16 protein-coding genes, 1 other RNA gene and 3 pseudogenes are annotated in these 20,620 nt (G+C 71.1%); 7 read left to right on the top strand and 13 right to left on the bottom strand.

Going from position 1 to position 20,620, the window contains the following annotated elements; translation table 11 throughout:
- Positions 1-14 precede the first annotated feature (14 nt).
- Positions 15-2,150 (top strand): UvrD-helicase domain-containing protein, encoded by a 2,136-nt coding sequence (locus QF035_RS36300; RefSeq protein WP_307525000.1) that lies wholly within the window; start codon positions 15-17, stop codon positions 2,148-2,150.
- Between the two features lie 28 nt (positions 2,151-2,178).
- Here QF035_RS36300 and QF035_RS36295 read toward each other — a convergent pair whose 3' ends face one another.
- The 7 genes and pseudogenes from QF035_RS36295 to QF035_RS36265 form a co-directional block, all read right to left on the bottom strand.
- Positions 2,179-3,831 carry an N-6 DNA methylase gene (locus QF035_RS36295; RefSeq protein WP_307524999.1) on the bottom strand — a complete coding sequence of 551 codons (1,653 nt, stop codon included), beginning with the start codon at positions 3,829-3,831 and terminating at the stop codon, positions 2,179-2,181.
- A 257-nt stretch (positions 3,832-4,088) separates the two neighbouring features.
- Positions 4,089-4,232, bottom strand: coding sequence for a hypothetical protein (locus QF035_RS36290; RefSeq protein ID WP_307524998.1), 144 nt, complete (start codon positions 4,230-4,232; stop codon positions 4,089-4,091).
- A gap of 74 nt (positions 4,233-4,306) precedes the next feature.
- Positions 4,307-4,714, bottom strand: an RNA gene (gene rnpB, locus QF035_RS36285) — RNase P RNA component class A.
- A 79-nt stretch (positions 4,715-4,793) separates the two neighbouring features.
- Positions 4,794-5,561, bottom strand: a pseudogene (locus QF035_RS55925) (DMT family transporter); the annotation flags it as partial.
- An 82-nt stretch (positions 5,562-5,643) separates the two neighbouring features.
- Entirely contained in the window at positions 5,644-6,486 is an 843-nt protein-coding gene (locus QF035_RS36275; RefSeq protein WP_307524995.1) for a helix-turn-helix domain-containing protein, read from the bottom strand.
- Positions 6,487-6,671: 185 nt separating this feature from the next.
- On the bottom strand, positions 6,672-7,181 hold the full coding sequence (locus QF035_RS36270; protein ID WP_307531702.1) for a TetR/AcrR family transcriptional regulator: 510 nt from the start codon (positions 7,179-7,181) through the stop codon (positions 6,672-6,674).
- Between the two features lie 109 nt (positions 7,182-7,290).
- Positions 7,291-7,764 carry a DUF4260 family protein gene (locus QF035_RS36265; RefSeq protein WP_307524993.1) on the bottom strand — a complete coding sequence of 158 codons (474 nt, stop codon included), beginning with the start codon at positions 7,762-7,764 and terminating at the stop codon, positions 7,291-7,293.
- 177 nt (positions 7,765-7,941) lie between these two features.
- Here QF035_RS36265 and QF035_RS36260 point away from each other — a divergent pair, with 177 nt between their 5' ends.
- Both QF035_RS36260 and QF035_RS36255 read left to right on the top strand, forming a co-directional pair.
- Entirely contained in the window at positions 7,942-8,721 is a 780-nt protein-coding gene (locus QF035_RS36260) for a MerR family transcriptional regulator (protein WP_307524992.1), read from the top strand.
- On the top strand, positions 8,718-9,395 hold the full coding sequence (locus QF035_RS36255) for a hypothetical protein (protein ID WP_307524990.1): 678 nt from the start codon (positions 8,718-8,720) through the stop codon (positions 9,393-9,395). The genes QF035_RS36260 and QF035_RS36255 overlap by 4 nt, the downstream gene beginning before the upstream one ends.
- On the opposite strand, the gene QF035_RS36250 is transcribed toward QF035_RS36255, so the two are convergent.
- On the bottom strand, positions 9,346-10,791 hold the full coding sequence (locus QF035_RS36250; protein WP_307524988.1) for an RNB domain-containing ribonuclease: 1,446 nt from the start codon (positions 10,789-10,791) through the stop codon (positions 9,346-9,348). The genes QF035_RS36255 and QF035_RS36250 overlap by 50 nt on opposite strands.
- A 126-nt stretch (positions 10,792-10,917) precedes the next feature.
- Here QF035_RS36250 and yaaA point away from each other — a divergent pair, with 126 nt between their 5' ends.
- Together yaaA and eda are read left to right on the top strand one after the other, a co-directional pair.
- On the top strand, positions 10,918-11,700 hold the full coding sequence (yaaA, locus tag QF035_RS36245) for a peroxide stress protein YaaA (RefSeq protein ID WP_190228109.1): 783 nt from the start codon (positions 10,918-10,920) through the stop codon (positions 11,698-11,700).
- A 141-nt stretch (positions 11,701-11,841) separates the two neighbouring features.
- A complete protein-coding gene (gene eda, locus QF035_RS36240) occupies positions 11,842-12,513 on the top strand; it encodes a bifunctional 4-hydroxy-2-oxoglutarate aldolase/2-dehydro-3-deoxy-phosphogluconate aldolase (RefSeq protein WP_307524986.1) in 672 nt (223 codons plus the stop codon).
- A gap of 101 nt (positions 12,514-12,614) precedes the next feature.
- On the opposite strand, the gene QF035_RS36235 is transcribed toward eda, so the two are convergent.
- The 4 genes and pseudogenes from QF035_RS36235 to QF035_RS36220 all read right to left on the bottom strand — a co-directional run bounded on the left by QF035_RS36235 (position 12,615) and on the right by QF035_RS36220 (position 16,820).
- The gene (locus QF035_RS36235; RefSeq protein ID WP_307524984.1) at positions 12,615-13,958 is read right to left on the bottom strand and encodes a bifunctional RNase H/acid phosphatase; all 1,344 of its coding nucleotides are present in this window, start codon (positions 13,956-13,958) and stop codon (positions 12,615-12,617) included.
- A 44-nt stretch (positions 13,959-14,002) separates the two neighbouring features.
- Positions 14,003-14,746, bottom strand: coding sequence for a zinc ribbon domain-containing protein (locus QF035_RS36230; protein ID WP_189838515.1), 744 nt, complete (start codon positions 14,744-14,746; stop codon positions 14,003-14,005).
- A pseudogene (locus tag QF035_RS36225) lies at positions 14,743-15,583 on the bottom strand (Nif3-like dinuclear metal center hexameric protein). Before QF035_RS36225 ends, QF035_RS36230 begins: the two are co-directional and overlap by 4 nt.
- 193 nt (positions 15,584-15,776) lie before the next feature.
- Complete coding sequence (locus tag QF035_RS36220) at positions 15,777-16,820, bottom strand: ABC transporter substrate-binding protein (protein ID WP_307524982.1); 1,044 nt, start codon at positions 16,818-16,820, stop codon at positions 15,777-15,779.
- A 308-nt stretch (positions 16,821-17,128) separates the two neighbouring features.
- Here QF035_RS36220 and QF035_RS36215 point away from each other — a divergent pair.
- Together QF035_RS36215 and QF035_RS36210 are read left to right on the top strand one after the other, a co-directional pair.
- Positions 17,129-18,340 (top strand): annotated as a pseudogene (locus tag QF035_RS36215) (hypothetical protein); the annotation flags it as partial.
- A 1,005-nt stretch (positions 18,341-19,345) separates the two neighbouring features.
- Positions 19,346-19,522, top strand: coding sequence for a hypothetical protein (locus tag QF035_RS36210; protein ID WP_307524980.1), 177 nt, complete (start codon positions 19,346-19,348; stop codon positions 19,520-19,522).
- 82 nt (positions 19,523-19,604) lie between these two features.
- On the opposite strand, the gene QF035_RS36205 is transcribed toward QF035_RS36210, so the two are convergent.
- Complete coding sequence (locus QF035_RS36205) at positions 19,605-20,558, bottom strand: 3-oxoacyl-ACP reductase (protein ID WP_307524978.1); 954 nt, start codon at positions 20,556-20,558, stop codon at positions 19,605-19,607.
- Between the last annotated feature and the right edge of the window lie 62 nt (positions 20,559-20,620).

The following is a 20,620-nucleotide window of genomic DNA, read 5'->3' as shown; positions in this document are numbered from 1 at the left end:
GGGGAGTTCACCTCGTGCCGCAGCTCGCGTTCGCCAACAGCTTCTGGGAGAGCTACGACATCCTGGAGAAGCCCGTCAAGGCCGGCGTACGCAAGGCGATGCAGAAGTTCCAGCTGCTCACCGTGCCCGAACTGCAAGCGGACAAGGGTCTCCACCTGGAGTCCGTACAGAACGCGCAGGACGCACGCATGCGAACCATCCGCATCAACGACTTCTGGCGCGGCGTCGTCCTCGCGCCCGACGACGGCAGTGATGTGTTCCTGCTCGTCAACGTCGTACGGCACGACGACGCGTACACCTGGGCGGCCAAGCGGCTGTACACGACGAACTCCGCGACGCGAGCGCTCGAAGTCCGCAACGTAGTTGCCATCGAGCAGCTGACCCCGGCCCTGGAGAAAGCTGCCGCGGCCTCCGACTCCCTGCTCTTCTCGAAGTACTCGGACACGGTGCTGCGCGAACTCGGCATCGATGACCAGGTGTTGCGCGCGGTGCGGACCATCGTCGACAAGGTGCAGCTCAACGCTTTCGAGACGCTGCTGCCGGAGGACCAGTTCGAGGTACTGCACTTCCTCTCCGAGGGGTTCAGCCCCGACGAGGTGTACCGGGACGTGGTCGCCGTACGCCGCCCGATCGACGCGGGTCCCGACCCGGACGAGAGTCTGGCTGTCGCCATCGCCAACACTACGAGCCGCATCACGTTGGTCACGGGGCCCGAAGAGCTGGCGGATATTCTGGAGAAGCCGTTCACGGCCTGGCGGGTATTCCTCCACCCCTCGCAGCGCCGAGTCGCCTACCGAGTGTCGTATGGCGGCCCGGTCCAGATCACGGGCGGTCCTGGCACGGGCAAGACGGTCGCGGCCCTGCATCGCGTCAAGCATCTCCTCGCGCGCTCGCCCGACACCCGGGTGCTGCTCACCACGTACACGAACGCCCTTGCCGCGTCACTGCGCGAGAACCTGTCCCTGCTCCTGGACGGCGACGAGGCGCTCCTCGGTCGCGTCGACGTGACTACGGTAAACGCCTACGCGCACGGCGTGGTGACCCGTCTCGACGGCAAGTCCCCCTCCCCCGTGAACGACCGGGAGGAACGGCAGTTGTGGCAACGTGTCGTCAAGAAGCTGGAGCTGCCATGGTCGGAGCAGTTCCTCGCTCAGGAGTACCGACACGTCATCCTTGCTCAGGACCTGCGCACCCCCGACGCCTACCGGACCGCCTTGCGGCGCGGTCGCGGGAGCGCTCTGCCGTCCGCTCGACGCAACGAACTATGGTCCGCCGTCGAGCTGTTCGAGTCGATGCTGCGTACTCAGAAAGCCACAACGCATCTGAAGGTGTGCGCGCGAGCGGCGGACCTCCTGGCAGGCTCGGCGCCCACCCACGACCACGTCGTGGTCGACGAGGCCCAGGACCTCCACCCCACCCAGTGGCGCGTCCTGCGCGGTGCAGTGGCACCCGGCAGCGACGACCTGTTCATCACGGGCGACCCTCACCAACGGATCTACGACTCGAAGGTCTCTCTCGGCTCCCTGGGCATCTCGGTGACCGGACGCACCCACCGTCTGCGCATCAACTACCGCTCCACGGAAGAGATCCTCGTCTGGTCGACCGGCATCCTCAGCCCGGTATCGGTCGACGACCTGGGCGGTGAAGGCAGCGACAGCCTCGCCGGATACCGCTCGCTGCTGCACGGCCGAAGGCCCCACACGGACGGGTATGGCTCCGAGCAGGCGGAGGTCGCGGCCCTCGTAGAGCGCGTCGACGGCTGGATAGCCCAGGGCATCCGCCCTTCGGAGATCGGCGTATGTGCCCGTTTCAACGTCCTGCTGGACAAGGCGTACGACAAGCTGGCCGCGGCCGAGGTGCCGGTGGTCCGGGTCAGGGACAACCCGGGGCCGACCGTGGATGGGGTACGGCTCGCCACCATGCACGCGATGAAAGGGCTGGAGTTCCGCTGTGTCGCCGTCCTGGGGGTGACGGCAGGTGCGATGCCGTTCTCTCGTGAGGTGACGCCTGTCTCCGTGGACACGCTGCAGCATGATTCGGATCTGCTGCGGGAGAGGTGCCTGCTGTTCGTGGCTTGCACGCGGTCGCGGGAGGCCTTGGCGGTTTCGTGGAGCGGGACCGTGAGTTCGTTCGTACCGCAGCCGAAGTGACTTATCAGGACAGTGACGTGATGACCGGTCAGTTATCGGGTGCGAGCGCCCCGTTACCGAGACCGTCTCTCGCCAGACTCGCTACGTCCCGGCTCAGCTCCGCCAACCTTCGCGATCGCTCCTCGAACTCCTGGAGAGCGCGGAAGGCTGCCCCGTACCGGCGTTGACCAGTGATGTCCATCTGCGGGATGCGGGCACCCTTACCGTCGAGGCGAAAGGTGCCACTGGAGCTCGTAGAACGTCGCGTGTTCGCTGCGCTGCGCAGAAACCCCTGAAGGTAGTCGGTGTCAAGCTGGTCGCTGACCGAGACCGGCTCCGGATCCCCATACTCGACGAGCCCGGCGCGGGCGAGGTCGGCGACGCTGACGGTAGGGCCGTCCACGGAACTGGGGCCGGCACCCGCTGCCAGCGCCGGCAGCAGCTCGGCCAACAGCCGCACCTGCTCGTTCAGCTCCCTTCTCAGAGCCTGGTATTCAACAACGTAGTCGCGATGGGACTCCTCAACGTGGCGGCCTGGCGTGAGGTCGACAGTGTCGTCGAGCAGATCGATCAGGGGAACGTCCGCCAGCTGGTCGCGCCCCGGTTCCAGAGAGCCGTCGGGGTCGCCCGCCGTCAGATCGACCATGCGGACGACAGTGACGGCGTCGCCCAGGGCTAGCGGGCGGCGCAGGTGCCACAGATGAATCGGGAGTGCGTGCGAAGCCGCAGTACCTGACGGAAGGGCGGTCACCTGGGTGAGGATGCCCCGTCGCACGAGCTCGGCACGGATACGGCGGCCCGCCTTGCGGTAGGCAACCGAGGCGGGCATGACCATGAGCACGCGACCGCCGGGCACAGTGTGCGCGTAGGCATGCTGCAACCAGGCGAGTTCGCCTTCGGCGCGCGACGGAATGCCGAACTCCCAACGTGAGTCGAGCAGCAGGTCCTCGCGCCCCCAGTCGGGCTCGCCGACCGGCGGATCGCAGACTACGAGGTCGGCGCTCAGCTCCGTCCATCGGTCGTCGCGCAGCGAGTCTGCGGTGGCGACCACCACACCAGTCCGTCCGGTGAGGTCGGCCCGCAATTGCGCGAACCGAGCACTGCGAGCGTCGGACTCCTGCCCCCGCCGTGTGGGCCCATGCTCCGGGCCAACGGCAAGCAGCAAGGTGCCGATGCCGCAGGCCGGGTCGAAGAGAGTCGCGCCGGACGCCACTTCGCCGACGAAATGGCGCACTGCACGGACGATGCGCGGCGAGGTGACCTGGTCCGATCCTGCCCGGCGCACGGAGTCGGTGAAGCGCTCCGCGAGGGCGCTCACCACCTCGGCCGCCCCACTGCTCTCCGTCAGATCCGTCGCGAGCCGGACCACGTCCGCTGGTAGCTCCGCGGGCGCCTTCCCCTCGGCAATGAGTTGAGTGACGTCGGCAAGCCCGCCGATCATGTCGTCACCGTAGACTCCGCGCAGTTCCTGCCACAGCTGCACGTCCACCGAGACGTCCTGCCCTTTGCGTTGCCTGTCCAGCCAGGCCTGTACCTCGGTCAGGTCGAACAGCGGACTGTTGGCACCGCCACCGGCCGGCGTCGGGAAGTCGTCGTAGCGTCGCCGCCAGTTCGAGACAGCGGCGCGGGTGACGCCCGCCAGCCGGGCGATCTCGGAGCCGGTGACCAGCGGGCCGGCCGATGGGGCGGGGGTGTCCGTCATACGGGCAACCGTACACAAGGTCGATCAAGCCATCAACGCACGAATTCGTTGACGGCGTTAACGATCGCTTCATTTCCCACCTGTGTACTAACTCCCCTAGCTACTCCTGGAACGGCTCCGCAAAGAGAGCGACTGTTCATCCACGCCTCAGGTTCCTCCTCCAGGCCGGGTGCGAGGTACTTCGCCGGATCGAGATCCGCGGCTGGAGCCACGTCATCGCCCGCCAGAGCCTCCTCCTGCCCCCGCGGCAACGCGTACTACTGACCGAGGCCCGCGAGGTGGAGGGGCCGGGCGAGAACCTCCGGATAGTCCCGCAGCTGAGCGGTGAGGGCCAGCACCTGGGGGCCATAGCCGTCCTCCTCGTAACAGCCGAGGACGGTCGCTCGGAGGAGGGCAGACACCGGGTCCGGCCAAGCTTCCGATCCGGCAAAAGGGCCCCTGACCAGTACTTTCGCTGGCCGCAGGCCCTTAGAGGCAGACGAGTCGGGCTGTACGCCGGGTTCTGTCGCCGGTCGACCTCGCGGTCGGCCGGGAGACGGCCATCCATCTAGGGCCGGCGTTGCCGCCGGCCTCGTGCGGTCTACCCGCGGACTCGGGCGGGCAGCCCTCGAACGTCCGCGCAGAGCGCGCCTTGCGGCGGCTCCTCTTGACCTTGCTCCGGGTGGGGTTTACCTAGCCGCCTGAGTCGCCTCAGGCGCTGGTGGTCTCTTACACCACCGTTTCACCCTTACCTGGGACCGAGGTCCCTGGCGGTTTGCTTTCTGTGGCACTGTCCCGCGGGTCACCCCGGGTGGCCGTTAGCCACCACCCTGCCCTGTGGAGCCCGGACGTTCCTCGGGAAGCGCCCCCGAAGGGGACTCCACGCGGCCGTCCGCCCGGCTCGTCTGCCGTGTCGACCATGGTACCGGGCCCGCGGCCCGCCCTGGAACCGGAGCCGTCGGGGCCGCCGTCGCCAGGAACGAGCCCAGGAGGATGAGGGTGAATGCCGCAACCACCCCCGCTGTCAGCTCCTCGTTCAGGAACAGCACGCCCGCCGTCACCGCCACCGCCGGGTTGACGTACGTGAAGACCACCGCCCGCGTCGGGCCCGCCTCCCTGATCAGTTCCAGGAAGACCACGAAAGCCAGTGCCGTGCAGATCACTCCCAGGCCGGTGAGAGACGCCAGGACCGAGGGGGATGGCGGCGATGTCGGCCATGTCAGCGCCGCTGCCGGGGCGTATACCAGCGCCGCCAGGAGCAGGCACGGGGCTATCAGTTGCAGGGTCGGGACCGGCTTCAGGTAGCGGGCCATGATCAGCGGGGCCGTTGCATAGCCCACCACCGTCACCAGCATCTCCGTCAGGGCGCGGGCGTTTCCGCCGGTCAGGTGTGGGGCCGTCAGGACCGCCACGCCGGCCAGGCCCAGCCCCAGGCCGACCATGCGGCGGGCGCCCAGGCGTTCCGTGTCTCCGAAGTAGCGGGCCAGGAGTATGCCGACGATGGGTACGCCCGCGATCAGCAGGCCGGCCGTCGAGCTGGAGAGGTGGCGTTCCGCGTCGGTCAGGGTCCACCAGGGGCCGATGATCTCTATGCACGCGAACGCCAGCATGGGGCGCCAGTGCGCTCGTACGACTCCGATCAGATTTCCCTGGCGGATCGCGAAGGGCAGCAGCAGTGCCGCGCCCAGCGCGCATCGCGTGAACACCACCATGGACGCGGACATGCCACCGTCCACCGCCACTTTGATCATCAGGTAGGGGATGCCCCAGAGCACTCCCATCAGGGAGAAGAGAAACCAGCCGCGTGCAGTCATGCGCGCAGTCTCGGTCGGGTCAGCGGCGGGTGTCTTGAACGCTGTTGCGGTACGCCGCCGGGGTCACGCCCAGTACTCGGCGGAACCAGCGCGTCAGGTGCGCCTGGTCCGCGAAGCCCACCAGTGCCGCCGTCTCGGCGGGGCGGTGGCCCTTCTCCAGCAGGCAGCGGGCCCTGTTCACGCGGTGCTGGGCCAGCCAGGCGTACGGGGGCATCCCCGTGCTCGTACGGAAGGCTCGGAGCAGTTGGTAGCGGGACAGGTCCAGGTCCGCGGCCAGGGCGGAGAGGGAGGGTGGGGAGAGGAGTTCGTCTGTCAGGCGGGTGCGGACCGTCTCGGCTATGCGGTCCGCCCCCGGGATCCTGTCGCACACCGGGCGGGCCGTGGAGTGGCGGCGGGCCAGGGCTGTCAGCAGCCACGGGATGCGGGACTCCGCCTCCAACGGGTCCGGGCAGACGCTCAGTTCGGTGTGCGTGAGGCGGAGGGCGGTGGCCAGTTCGGGGTCGTCGAGGACGGGGTCGCGGAAGTGCGGGATGCCGTACGTGCCTTCGGTGAGCAGGGGGACCTCCGCGTATAGGGCGCGGTAGGCGTAGCCGTCGGATGCCGCCGGGCCGCCGGTGTGCGTCTCGCTGGGCGCGAGAACGACTATCGAGCCGGGGCTCGTCTCGATGCGGCCGCCTCGGTAGTCGATGAACTCGGAGCCGCCGACGCAGACTCCGATGGTGAACTCCTCGTGAGCGTGCGGTGCGTAGCGGTGACGGTCGAAGCGGGCGGTGAGGAGGTCGAGGGGGCGGCCGCCGCGGCCGAGCGTCGCCCGGGTCCAGACGGCCTGCTCGCGCCTACCCACCGGATCACGTCCGCTCACCGGATCACGGCCAGTCGCCCGCTCACGGCCAGTCGCCTGCTCATGGCCACTCACGGGCTTACTGTCAGTCGCCGAATCACGCCCACCCGCCGGCTCGCGGCCAGACGTCTGCCCGTACCCGCCCTGCCGGTGCAGCCCACCCGCCACCTCACCATCACCCCGTGCCCCCATGGCGTCGTACCTCCTCAGGGGTGCAACGCCCGCGTGCCCTTCTTCCATGCCCCGGCCAGGTCGGCGTCGTCCGGAAATCGGCCGTGGATCTCCAGGATCACCATCCCGTGGGCGAACGCCCAGGTCGCCCGGGCCAGGTCCATGTCGCCACCGCAGGCCCGGACCAGGGGCGCGGCCGCGCGGTCCTCCAGGCCGGGCGGGAGGAAGGTGCGGGGCAGGGGGCGCTCGGTGGCCAGGCAGTAGAGGTGGGAGTGTTCGAGGGCGTACGCGCGATACGCCTCGGCCAGGGCCGGGATCGAGCCCGGGGCCTGGGCCTCGGCCTCCTCCAGTGCCGCCGCGGACTCGGAGAGCATCTGTGCGATCAGCTCGACCTCTACGGCCGACTTGTCGGGGAAGTGCTTGTAAAGGGACGGGGCCTTGATGCCCAGGTGGTCGGCTAGGGCCCGCATCGTCAGCGCGGCGGGGCCCGACTCCTCCAGGAGGGCACGGGCCGCCGCGACGATCGAGCGGGCCCGTGGCGACAGCCCACCGAGCTCCCCGCCCTGGGCCCCCTGGGCGCCTTGAGCGCCGTGGGCCTCCTGCCGGTCACCGACTTGGGTGCCTGGTCCGTCGGCACCTTGGTTGCCCTGCCCGTCAGTCACGCTGGAAGCCCTCCTTCGTCCGCAGGCCGTAGCCGAAGGCGCGATCGTACGAGATGTGAGCCAGCCACCCGCACAGGGCCGCGAAGGCCGGGGCCCAGGCGACCGGTCCGAAGGCGTAGAGCGTCATGAGGGCGAGTGGGACCAGGGCGCGGTGGGCGGTGTTGTAGTACGGGACCGCGCGGGGCTGCAGGCGGCCCTTCGCCATCCCCCGCGCATCACCGATGCCGACGAGGAACGTCAGGTCGGGCGCTATGAAGAACGCGGCGGCCAGGAGTCCCGCGAGCCAGCCGTGGTTCACGGCCTCGAGCACGGCGAAGGCCGACCAGAAGAGCGCGTTCAGCAGCCAGGCGGTCCGGCGGGCGGCCGAGAGGACGCGGCGGCGCCGGGGAACGGTGGCCGTGACGTCGGCGTCCGCGGCCTCGGCGGTGCCGGGCGCGGTGATCGTACTCATTGCTGCCGTGCTCATTGCTGCCTCCTGCGGCTGACGGTCGGGCTGTGCGGCGGACTGGCGCCGCGAGTATCTGGCTAACGCCGTTAGCCGCGACCGTACGGCTAACACCGTTAGCCGTCAATGGATGTTCCGCGACCCGCCGGGAGAGTCACCGCTTGACCCTGCCGCAACGTCAACGTTTCTACTGAGGGCATGCGGATCGGAGAACTCGCCGCCACCGTCGGCGTCACGACGCGGACCGTCCGGCACTACCACCACCTCGGGCTGCTGCCCGAACCCGAGCGGCGCTCCAACGGCTACCGCGACTACGGCCTGCGGCACGCGGTCATGCTCGCCCGGATCAAACGGCTGACCGAGCTGGGGCTCGGTCTCGCCGAGGTGCGGGACGCCCTCGCGGACGACGCGGGGCGCGATCTCGCCGAGGTGCTCGCGGAGCTCGACGACGACCTGGCGCGCCAGGAGGCGGCAATCCGGGAGCGGCGGCTGCGGCTGCGCGCCCTGCTGGACGGGAGCGGATTGACCGCCGAGGGGCCCGTGTCTCCCGAACTGGCCGCGATCTTCGGAGAGTTGACCCGGCACCGGGAACCGGCCATGGCCGCGAAGGACCGCGAGATGATCGCCTTCCTCGAAACGGTCGCCGCCCCGGAGGACCGTGAGCGCCTGCTGTCCGCGATGCGCGCCGCCGCGGACGTGCCCGGCGCCCTGGAGCGGACGCACGAGGCGTACGCCCAACTCGACGCGCTCGTCGACGTCGACCCGGCCGACCCCCGCGTCGAGCAGGCCGCCCGCGCCCTCGCCGACTGCCTGCCCGACGAGGCCCTGGAAGGCATGGGCCTCGGCCAACTCGACCTGGAGGGAACCGACATGACCGGCAGCGGCAGCTTCTTCCGCGCCTTTCTCGACGACTTCGCCCCCGCGCAGGCCGCGGCGGTCCGCCGGACGATCGAACTGCTCGTGGAGCGTGCGCGATGAGCGCGGCGGCGGACACGGTGACGACGGCGGGCCGTGCGCCGGCGACCGGCGTCGTGCGGATCGTGCGGCGGCTCGTCGCGCACGAGGTGCGGCTGCTGGCGAGCATCGCCCGGTGGGTGGCCCGGCGGCCGCACGGTATCGGGCGCGGGCGGGCCTTCTCGTACGGTCGCGGCCAGGGCGCGATGATGTTCGGCTTCGGGTTCGTGTGCGTCCTCGAAAGCGTCTGTATGGCGGTGCTCCTGCGGAACCATCCCGCCGTCCACCGGGTCGTGTTCACGCTCGACGTCTACACACTGCTTCTGGTCGTCGGCATGCACGCGGCGTCCGTGACTCGCCCCCACGTGCTCGACGACACAGTCCTGCGTATTCGCCGCGCCGCCCACGTCGACGTTCGCGTTCCGCTCGCCGCGATCGCCTCCGTACGCCGCGAGTTGGTCACCACGCACGAGAAGCGCGACGGCCGGCTCGACCTGGCCATCGGCGCGCAGACCACGATCACACTCGAACTCTCCTCCCCCGTACGGCACTTCACCTTCCTCGGGCGCCCCAAGGACCTCACCACGATCCGCTTCCACGCCGACGAACCGGAGGCGCTGGTACGGGAGATACGCGCCGCTCTGGAACTCACGCGGGAGCGAACAGCACCTTCGACGAACCCGGGTCGGCCTGCCTGAGCCGTATCCGCAACCGCTCCCCCAGCGGCAGCGCCCCGGCCCCCTCCTCGCTCTTGATGCGAGCGACGACGGCGGGGGACTCCAACTGGACGGTTCCCACGGTGGGTTCGCGTTCCTGTACGTCCACGACCGTGCCGTCGAAGAGTTCGCCGACGCGGTCCTTGAGCAGCGCCGCCTCGACGATGTCGACGCACTCGCGCTCGACCGTGCCAGCGCGGCGGGTGCCCTCGGCCATCCGCTTCGGCAGGTCGTCGAGGGCGCCGAGCACCCACTCCGGCGGTTCCTCCCCGGCAGCCGCCGCCAGGCACAGCTCTGAGGCATAACGGTCGACCAGGCGGCGGAGCGGGGCCGTGCAGTGCGTGTACGGCGCGGCCACGGCGGCGTGGGTGGTGAGGTCCGGGGTGACGCCGCCCCGGAAGACCGTGTAGCCCGCGCCGCGCAGCAGCGTCGTGCACTCCTGGAGGAAGGCCGCGTGGTGGGGCAGGTGCGGGTCGAGGGAACGGATCAGCTCGGCGTACGAGACATGGTGCGGCCAGTCGATGCGCAGCGCCTGCGCGGTACGCCGCAGCCGGCCGACAGCACCGTCGGGCGCGGCCGGGAGTGTGCGCAGCACGCCCGTGCCGTACGCCAGCATCAGCTCGGCCGCGGACATACCCGTGAGGAGGGAGATCTGCGCGTTCCAGCCGTCGGCGGGAAGCGGGGCGCGGTAGACGAGTTCGTACGCGCCGTCGCGCTCGGCGATCTCCTGCTCGGGGACGTTGAGGGAGATGCCGCCGCGGGCCACTTCCTGTTGTTCGCGTAGGAGTCCGATGTCCTTGAGGAGGGCCAGCGCTTCCTCGGCGGTGCCCGCGTCGAGCTGTTTCTGGACGGACTCGTAGTCGAGCTTGGCGCGGCTGCGGACGAGGGCGCGGCGGACGTCGGTGGACGTGGGGCGGCCGTCCGCGTCCAGGTCGATGGTCCACAGGACGGCCGGGCAGGTCTGGTCCGGGAGCAGGCTCGCGGTGCCCTCGCTCAGCACCGGCGGGTGGAGGGGGATCTTCCCGTCCGGGAAGTAGAGGGTTGTGACCCTGCGGTGTGCCTCCGCGTCCAGGAGACCGCCTGGTACGACGAAAGCCGCGACGTCCGCGATGGCGTACCGCACGCGGTAGCCGTCCGGGCGGCGGGACAGGTGCATCGCCTGGTCGAGGTCGGTGGACGTCAGCGGGTCGATGGTGAAGAGGGGGATGTTCGTGGCATCGTACGCCGGAAGCGTGGGTTCACGGGCGGCCCGTTCCGCCTCGGCGAGCACCCGCGGCTCGAAGGCCTCGGGTACGTCGAGTTCGGTGCGCAGTGCGCGCAGCGCGGCCCGCAGGGGCGCCTCGGCTGCGCCGGTCACACGTATCTGGCGGCGGGGCATAGGGCGAGCGTATGGCGGGGTGGGGCGGGCGGCACCCCGTAGGCTTGCGCGTACCCCTCTCACGTACCGAACTCCGTACCCGACGCCGTACCGAACGCCGTACCGAACGCCCCAGGGAGAACCGCCGTGCTTGTGCTGCTGCCGCCGTCCGAAGGAAAGGCTCCCTCCGGGCGGGGCGCGCCGTTGAAGCCGGAGTCGCTGTCGTTGCCGGGGCTCGCGGAGGCGCGGCAGGCGGTGTTCGAGGAACTCGTCGAACTCTGCGCGGGCGACGAGGAGAAGGCCCGCGAGGTGCTCGGGCTGAGCGAGGGCCTGCGCGGCGAGGTCGCCAAGAACACGGAGCTGCGGACCGCGGGGGCGCGGCCCGCCGGGGAGATCTACACGGGGGTGTTGTACGACGCCCTCGACCTGGCCTCGCTCGACACTGCGGCCAAGCGGCGGGCGGCGCGCTCGCTGCTCGTCTTCTCGGGGCTGTGGGGTGCGGTCCGGGTGACGGACCGGATTCCCTCGTACCGCTGCTCGATGGGTGTGAAGCTGCCGGGCCTCGGGGCGCTGGGCGCGCACTGGCGGGCGCCGATGGCCGCCGTGCTGCCCGAGGCGGCCGGGAGCGGGCTCGTGCTCGACCTGCGGTCCTCGGCGTACGCGGCCGCGTGGAAGCCGAAGGGGGAGGTCGCGGGGCGCACGGCGAGCGTACGGGTGCTGCACGCGCCGACCCGGAAGGTCGTCAGCCACTTCAACAAGGCGACCAAGGGACGCATCGTCCGCAGCCTCATGCAGTCCGGTGCTGCGCCTTCGGGGCCCGCCGAGCTGGTGGAGGCGCTGCGGGATCTCGGGTACGTGGTGGAGGCGGCGGCTCCTGCGGGGGCGGGACGGGCTTGGATGCTGGACGTGCTGGTGGACGAGATTCACTGAGCGCGCGGGGCGGCTTGCTCAGCACCGGCGACGCCCCCCTGTGCTTACCGGGCACGCGGGGTTCGCTGGGCGCGCGAGCCGCCTGTTGCAACATACGCAACGGGCTTTGCGCATGCTGCGGGGCGCGGGCAGGATGAGCGCATGGTTTCGCCGCTGCCCTCGTCGTCGCTGTCCTCGTCACCGTTGTCCTCGTCCGTGCTCGAACTGGCGCCCGTCGTCCCCGTGGTCGTCGTCGACGACGTCGCGGACGCCGTGCCGCTGGCCCGCGCGCTCGTCGCGGGCGGGCTGCCCGCGATCGAGGTGACGCTGCGGACCCCGGTGGCACTCGACGCGATCCGGGCGATCGCCGACGGGGTCCCGGAGGCGGTGGTCGGGGCCGGCACGGTCATCTCGCCCGAACAGGTGGCCCAGTCGGTGGCCGCCGGGGCGCGCTTCCTGGTGAGCCCGGGCTGGACGGACGTACTGCTCGATGCCATGAAGGCGTCCGGGGTGCCGTTCCTGCCGGGGGTCTCCACGACGTCGGAAGTCGTGGCGCTGCTGGAGCGGGGCGTGAGTGACATGAAGTTCTTCCCGGCCCAGGCGGCCGGCGGTACGGCGTACCTCAAGTCCCTGGCGGGGCCGCTCCCCCAGGCTCGCTTCTGCCCGACGGGGGGCATCGGGCCGGCCGTCGCACCGGAGTACTTGGCCCTGCCCAACGTCCTGTGTGTGGGCGGGAGTTGGATGCTCCCGCAGGACGCGATCGCGGGCGGGGACTGGGCTCGGGTGGAGACCCTGGCGAGGGAGGCCGCAGGCTTGGGACACGCCTCGAGCTGAGGCGCGCCCCTTTTTTTCAGGGGCGCGGGGAACTGCACGATCACCCCCCACCGGCCGGCAGCCGACCCACCACCTGAGCCCACCTCGAGCCCAACCCCCGCTCAGCGCAACGCTGACGTCTCATTAAGGAGACGCACACTCGCGTTGCCGTCCCCGTAGTACGCCACCACCGACAGCGACGCCGCCGACAGTTCCATCCGGAACAGGGCCTCCGGCGGGGCGCCCAGGGCCAGCCGTACGAGGGTCTTGATGGGCGTGACGTGGGAAACGAGGAGCACGGTGCGGCCGGTGTGCGCCGCGAGCAACTCGTCGCGGGCCGCGGCCACCCGCTGGGCCACCGCCTCGAAACTCTCGCCGCCGCCGGTGGGTTCGGCGTCCGGGGAGCTCAGCCAGGCGTTCATGTCGTCCGGGTACCGCTCGCGGACCTCGGCGAACGTCAGCCCTTCCCATGCCCCGAAGTCCGTCTCGCGGAGCCCGTCCTCGATCCGTACGTCCAGTCCGAGCCGGGCGGCGACGATCTCTGCCGTTTCGCGGCAACGGGTGAGGGGGGACGAGATGATGTCCTGTACGGTCCCGCGTGCGGCTAGCGCGGTTGCGACGCGGTCGGCCTGGTGGCGGCCGGTGTCCGACAGGGCGGGGTCGCTGCCGCCGCTCCCGGAGAACCGCTTCTGGGGGGTCAAGGGGGTCTCGCCGTGCCGGAGCAGTACGAGGGTGGCGGGGGTGCCGAGGTCTGGGGGCGGGCCTCCAGTGGCCGGTGCCTCGGAGGCCACGTTCCGTGCGGCTCGGATGTCGTTGGTGTGGGGGGTGCTGGCGGGAGTTGTTTGGCTGCGGGGCGGTTGTGGCTGGTCGCGCAGTTCCCCGCGCCCCTTAAGGGGCGCCACCGTGGCCGGTGCTGCCAGCGACCCCCGTACGTCAGTACTGCTCGCGGAAGTCGTCTCGCTGCGGGCCGGTGGGGGCTGATCGCGCAGTTCCCCGCGCCCCTTGCGGGGCGCTGACCCCGCGTCCGCCGTCGACCCCGACGGCGACCACTGCTCGCCCCTCTTCCCCGCGTCCATCGCCTCGTTGGCCAAGCGGTCCGCGTGCTTGTTCTCGGCGCGGGGGATCCACTCGTACGTGACCCGGTCGGGCGGGAGGATGGAGCGGGCCTCTGCCGCCAGGGGGCGCATCGCTGGGTGTTTGATCTGCCAGCGGCCCGACATCTGCTCGACCACGAGCTTGGAGTCCATGCGGACCCGCACGGTGGCCGTGGGGTCGAGGTCGCGGGCCGCGCGGAGGCCTGCGACCAGGCCGCTGTACTCGGCGACGTTGTTCGTGGTGACGCCGAGGTACTCCGCCGCCTCGGCCAGCGTCTCCCCCGTGGCCGCGTCGATGACCACGGCTCCGTAGCCCGCGGGCCCCGGGTTTCCCCGGGAACCCCCGGCCGCCTCGACGATCAACTCGCGCAAGCCGAAGGCTCCTTACCGATCCACCGGTCCACCGATCCACCGACCTACAGGCCCGACTCCGACGTGCGGATCAGGATGCGGCGGCAGTTCTCGCAGCGCAGGACCGTGTCCGGGGAAGCCGCCTTCACGTCGTTCACCTCGGTGATGTTGAGCTCCAGGCGGCAGCCCTCGCAGCGGCGCTGGTAGAGGCGGGCCGCACCGACGCCGCCCTGCTGCTCGCGGAGCTTCTCGTAGAGCTTGAGCAGGTCGGCGGGGACGGAGCCCGCGATGACCTCGCGCTCCTTCGTCGCCGAGGCGGCCTCGCCGTCGAGGGACTCCTGCGCGGCGTCCCGGCGGGCCGTCGCGTCGTCGATCTTCGACTGGACGGACGAGACCCGCTCGGTCAGCTCGGCGACCCGCTCCTGCGCGGACTCGCGGCGCTCCATGATCTCCAGGACGACGTCCTCCAGGTCACCCTGGCGCTTGGCGAGGGAGGCGATCTCGCGCTGGAGGTTCTCCAGGTCCTTGGGGGACGTGACGGCGCCGGAGTCGAGGCGCTGCTGGTCGCGGGAGGCGCGCTGGCGCACCTGGTCGACGTCCTGCTCCGCCTTGGTCTGCTCGCGGGAGCAGTCGCTCTCCTCGGTCTGCGAGGCGACGAGCAGGTCGCGCAGCTGCGTGAGGTCCTTGGTCAGCGACTCGATCTCGGCGTGCTCGGGCAGCGACCTCCGCTTGTGCGCGAGCTGCTGCAGGCGGGCGTCGAGGGACTGGACGTCGAGAAGTCGGATCTGGTCGGCGGGCGCGGCGTTCAGTTGGGGGCTCCAGGTGAAGGGGAGTGGGAGTTCCACGGGTCGGTGACCGTCTTCGAGACATGGACCCGCAGGTCCCAGCCGTGACGGTCGGAAATCTCGTCGAGCTGGGCGGCGGCCAGCTCGCACCAGGGCCACTCGGTGGCCCAGTGCGCCGCGTCGAGCAGCGCGAGGGGACTGTGGGCGCGGGCCTCCGACGCCGGGTGGTGGCGCCAGGTCCGCGGTGAGGAAGGCGTCCACGCCGGCGGCGCGTACATCGGCGAAGAGGCTGTCGCCCGAGCCGCCGCTGACCGCGACGCTCCGCACCAGCGCCTCCGGGTCGCCCGCGACGCGGATGCCCTGCGCGGTGGCGGGCAGCCGCTCGGCGGTGCGGGCGGCGAACTCGCGGACGGTCAGCGGGTGGTCCAGCTCACAGACCCGGCCGAGGCCCCGGCGGCCGTCGGCGTCGGTGGGGTCCGGCACGAGGGGGCGTACGACGCGGAGGTCCAGGGCTCCGGCGAGGGCGTCGCTCACGCCCGGGTCGGCGCGGTCGGCGTTCGTGTGGGCGACGTGCAGCGCGATGTCGTTCTTGATGAGGGTGTGCACGACGCGGCCCTTGAAGGTCGAGGCCGCGACCGACGTCGTACCCCGCAGATAGAGCGGGTGGTGGGTGACCAGCAGGTCGGCGTCCAGCTTCACCGCCTCGTCCACGATCTCCTGGACCGGGTCGACGGCGAAGAGTACGCGGGAGACCTCCTGGTCGGGGTCTCCGCAGACCGTCCCGACCGCGTCCCAGTCCTCCGCGCTCGCGGGGGGCCAGAGAGCGTCGAGCGCGGCGATGACTTCAGACAGACGGGGCACGAACAAAAGGCTACCTGCCTTGTGTCCGTGCCCCACCGGTCGCGGGCTACTTGACCAGCCGTGACCGGGCGAACCCGCTGCGGGCGACTGTCCAGCTGTCTGTCCAGCTGACTGTCCGGCTGTCCGTCCGGCTGTCCGTCCGGCTGTCTGTCCCGCCCCGGCCGCTCGGCGAGGTGGCCGTGCGGTCGTCGTCCTACTTGGCGAGGAAGCCCTTGAGGTCGTCGAGGACCTCGCCAGCCGCGGTGACGCCGAGGCCGAGGTACCAGGTCTCGTCGGGTACGTCCTTGGCCTGGCCGTCCTGGACCGCGCCGAGCTTCTTCCAGAGCGGGTTGTCCTCGGCGGTGGCGCGGTCGGTCTTCTTGGCGTCGCCGTAGACGCCGGTGAAGATCCAGTCGGCGTCGGCGTCGTCGATCTTCTCCGGGCTGATCTCCGCCGCGAGGTCGTTGATCTGCTGGTTCCTGGGGCGCGGGATGCCGACGTCCTCAAGGATCGTGCCGATGAAGGAAGCCTTCGCGTAGAGGCGGATCATGCCCGGCAGGTAGCGGAGCATGGTGACGGTCGGCTTGTCGGGGCCGAGTTCGTCGCCGAGGGCCTTGGCCTTCTTCTCGTACGCGGCGAGCTGGGTCTTCGCCTCGGCAGTCCTGTCGAGCGCGGCCGCGTTGAGGAGGTAGTTCTCCTTCCAGGTGAAGCCCGGACGGATGGAGAACACGGTGGGGGCGATCTTGGAGAGCTGCGGGTAGAGCTTGGCGGCGCGCAACTCGCTGCCGAGGATCAGGTCGGGCTTCAGGCCCGCGATCGCCTCCAGGTTGAGGGCGTTGATCGTGCCGACGTCCTTGGGGCTGCCCGCGTCCTTCTTCAGGTACGAGGGGATACCGGCCGAGCCCTCGGTGGGCGCCCACCCGACGGGCTGCACGCCGAGGGAGACGACGTTGTCGAGCTCGCCGACGTCGAGGACGACCACGCGCTTGGGCTCGGCCTTCAGCTCGGTCTCGCCCATGGCGTGCTCGATCGTGCGCGGGAACTCGCCGGCCTTGGCCGTGGTCCCCATCTTGGCCGTTTCCTCGGCCGCCTTCGCGAAGTCTTCCCCGCCGGTGGCGACGGACTTGCTGCCTGCGCCGTTGTCGGACTTTCCGGAGCCGGAACCCGAGTCCGAGTCGCCCGACCCGCAGGCGGCGAGCGAGAGAGCGGCCGCCACAGCGAGGGCGACGGCGGCGGAACCGCGGCGTCGTAGGGACATCAGGCACACACTCCGGTGGTTCATGGTCAGGTTCAGGATGGGCTCAGGAACGGGATCGGTCGCGTGCCGCCCCGGCCCTGCCCGGTGGCACGCGAAGGCGCGGCGGGGAACCCAGAAACCCCACAGGAAGCCCTCAGGCGCCACTTAGGCAGCCCTAACCATAAACCGCCCCACCGCCGCTCAGCACACCCGCCCCCGTTCCCTCAGGCGAATCAGAAACGGGCCACTCTTATGTGTGAAGCGGTCACCTGCCGGTCCCACGCCTGCGCGTGCGAAAACTAGGTTTCGTGGCCGGAGGTGACCGAACGATGACGGCCTGTGCCTCCCCCGAGGTCTCGACTTCGCTCGAGCAGGGGGGAACCCCATCGTCCGCGGCGGTGAACGAGAACGAATGGGCCGCGCGAGCAGGGTGCGTGATCACCGTCGACGGGTCGTACGCTGCCCGCCTGGCCCGAAGCGGCGACTCCTGGTTCCCGGAGCGCTGGACACTGGACGGCCCCGAGCCGTACGCCGTCCCCCTGCCCGGCAACCAGCCCGAGGAGCCCGGCACGGAAGTGCTGCCGATGGCGGACGGGCGGGTACTCATCCACCGCCTCGTCGACGGACGGCACACGTTCTCGCTGCTGTATCCGACGGGCCCGGGGACGGGTGAGGTACTGCTCGGCGCGGTGGAATGCCCGGACGTGGGCACGGAGTTGCGGCTGCTGCCGCCCGCTCCGGCCGGCACCCGTGCGTACGCCCTTGCCGTGGGCCGGGGTTCGACGGCCGTGTGGCTCGTCGCGGGCGGCGCCTTCGGGCCCGAGCACCTCGCGGAGGTACCGGGCCGTTGCTCGGGCGGGGTGTGGCTGGGCGGCGGGGACCGACTGCTCGCGCTGGACCGGCAGTTGGACGGCCGGACCAAGACGGTCGTGGTCGATCTGGAGCGCGGGGGCGAGGTGTCGCCGCTGTTGCAGATCTCCGAGGAGAGCAACGACCGGCTGCTGCTCGCGGACGCCGACAGCGGGCTGCTCCTGATCCGCTCGGACGCGCCGTCGCCCGGCCAGGAGCGGCTCGGCTGGGGCGTGTTGGGGAGCACGCTACCGGTGCGCTTCCCGGAGTATCTGCAACTGCCCGGCCGCGCGGTCGCTCCGTTCGCGATCCAGCCGGGGCAGGTGCTCACCCCGGAGAGCTGCGCGGTCGCCCTGCGGATCGGCGGCCCCTCCGGCAGCTGGCTCGGAATGTGGCGTCCCGCCGAGCGGTATCTCCATCAACTGCCCGCGCCCAACGGCTGGTTGGCGGGCGCGGGCCAGTGGACCAGGGACGGGGTGCTCCATCTGCCGTACGCGACGGGGGCGGTGCCGTGCGGCGTGTCACGGGTGGGAGCGCCCACGGGGGCAGGGGACGGGGGCCCGGGGGATCCGGACCGTACGGCTGAGGCGCGGGGGGACGCGCCACGGGGGCCGTCGGTCACGGGTCCCCCGGAGCCCGCGACAGCCCGCCCGGTACCACTCCAGCAGGCACCGCTGACGGGACGCCTGATGGCGAACGCGTTCGCGGGCCGCCGGCTGGCACAGGCGGCGGGACCGGGAGCGGGACGGTCAACCGGCCCGAGTGCGGGGCCGGTTGGAGCGGCGGGCGGCACGGGCTGGGTGGCCGCCCAGGCCCCGGAGCCGGTCCCTGTCCGCAGGGAGGGCACGGGCTGGACTGCCGTCGAGGACACGGGGCCGGTGAGCGCAGGCTGGACTGGCGTCGAGGGCACCGGGGAATCGGGTGCGGGCTGGACTGCCGTCGAGGACACGGGGCAGTCGGGTGCGGGCTGGACTGCCGACGGCACGGGGCAGTTGGATGCGGAGGGCGCGGGCAACTCGGCCGCCGAGCACACGAGCCGTGCGACCGCCGAGAGTGCAAGCCCCGTGCCCGGTGCGGTCACCGGCCGCCCGGGCGCGGAGCGCACGAACCGCGCGAGCGCCGAGGGTACGGGCCGTGCACCCGTCGAGGGCGTCAGTGATGTAGCCGCCGGACACCCCCTGTACATGGTCCCGGCGGACACGGAAAGCACCCTTCTCCTGGTCCCGATCGACCCGGAAAGCTCCGGCCCCATGGCCGCCGAGGGGACCGGCGGGGCTCCCGCTGAAAGCATTCGCCCAGCAGTCCGGAGGACAGTCCAGACCGCGGACCAGACGGCGGACCAGGCGTCAGCCCAGCCGGAGATGCAGCCTGCGGTTCGGGCTGCGGTTCAACCGGTGGTTCAGCCGGTGATCCCGCAAGGCGCTCCTTCTGGAGCCCGGCCCACCCCGCCCTCAGCCCCAGCCCCTCCCCCGCCCCCAGCTCCATTCCCGGTGAACCCACTCCAGGTCGAGCAGGTGAGTACCGAGTGCCCGCCGGCCCTCCGTGCTCTCCGGGCGAGCGCCGAAACGACGCCCCCTCCCGCCCCCCTCAAAGTGACCACCGAGTAGCCCCAACCACCCCTCAGCACTGTCACACCCGCCCGTTAGACTCGCCCGCGCTGTACCGAAGGATCATGTTGACACGGGGTGAATTTCCACATGAGCGACACGAACACCATGGAGACGACGGCCACCGACCCGCGGGCGACGGTGGCCCAGGCAGCAGACGACGGTGGCCACGGCCGGCACCGGGGGCCCGTCTCCGCGCAGGAGAGCGAGGCGACCCCTCGCGGCCGGCATCGCAAGCCCGCCGAGCACGGCGACACGGGGGCCTGACAACCTCAGGTCCGGAGCGTCACACGGCCCCGCCCGACACTCGTCGGGCGGGGCCGTTCCGTACGAGCGGCACCACAACCGGTCACTCGTGCTTGAGCCCCAGTACCTCCGCCGCCGCGAACGTCTCCCCCGCCGGCCGGTCCGCGTAGTGCGGTGTGAGCAGCGCGTCGAGTTCGTCGTACGTGAAGGCGTCCTGCTTGGTGTCGAACTTGGCGGCCACCCGCGGCCGTTCGACGACCGCGACCATCCCGCCGTGCACGACGAGGAGCTGGCCGTTGACGTGTGCGGCGGCAGGCGAGGCCAAGTAGCCGACGAGCGGGGCGACATGCTCGGGTGCGAGCGGGTCGAGCCGGTCCTCGGACCCGTCGCCCGCCGGTTCCTGGAAGCCCGCGAAGACGTCCGCCGTCATACGGGTCCGGGCGCGCGGGCAGATGACGTTCGCCGTGACGCCGTACTTCGCGAGCGCCAGTGCCGTCGAGGTGGTGAGCCCGACGATTCCGCCTTTCGCGGCGGCGTAGTTGGGCTGTCCCGCGGAGCCCGCGAGGAACGCCTCCGAGGAGGTGTTCACGATCCGCCCGTACACCGGCGCGTCCGCCGCCTTGGACCGGGCCCGCCAGTGTGCGGCCGCGAAGTGGGTGGTGTTGAAGTGGCCCTTCAGATGGACCCGGATCACCGAGTCCCACTCGTCCTCGGACATCGAGAAGACCATCCGGTCACGCAGGATGCCCGCGTTGTTGACGAGGATGTCCAGCTGTCCGAACTCGCCGACAGCCAACTCGACCAGTTCCCGGGCCTGTTGGTGGTCGGCCACGTCCCCGGTGTGCGCGACGGCGCGGCCGCCCGCAGCCCGGATCCCGGCGGCGACCTCCTCGGCGGGCGTGGCGGACGCGGCGCCGGAGCCGTCCCGGCCGGGCTGTCCGAAGTCGTTGACGACGACGGCGGCGCCGAGCCGGGCAAGCTCCAGCGCCTCCGCCCGGCCCAGGCCGCGGCCCGCACCCGTGACGATCGCGGACCGGCCCTCAAGTGGCAGTGACATCAAGGTCCCTTCAGCCGTCGGTAGCCAGAAGATGGCGAGGTCGGATCAGGAGATCGGATCAG

The organism is Streptomyces umbrinus, assembly GCF_030817415.1.
Taxonomy (GTDB): Bacteria; Actinomycetota; Actinomycetes; order Streptomycetales; family Streptomycetaceae; genus Streptomyces; species Streptomyces umbrinus_A.
Note: the sequence above shows the minus strand (reverse complement) of the source record. Positions and strands in the feature narration are given on the sequence as shown.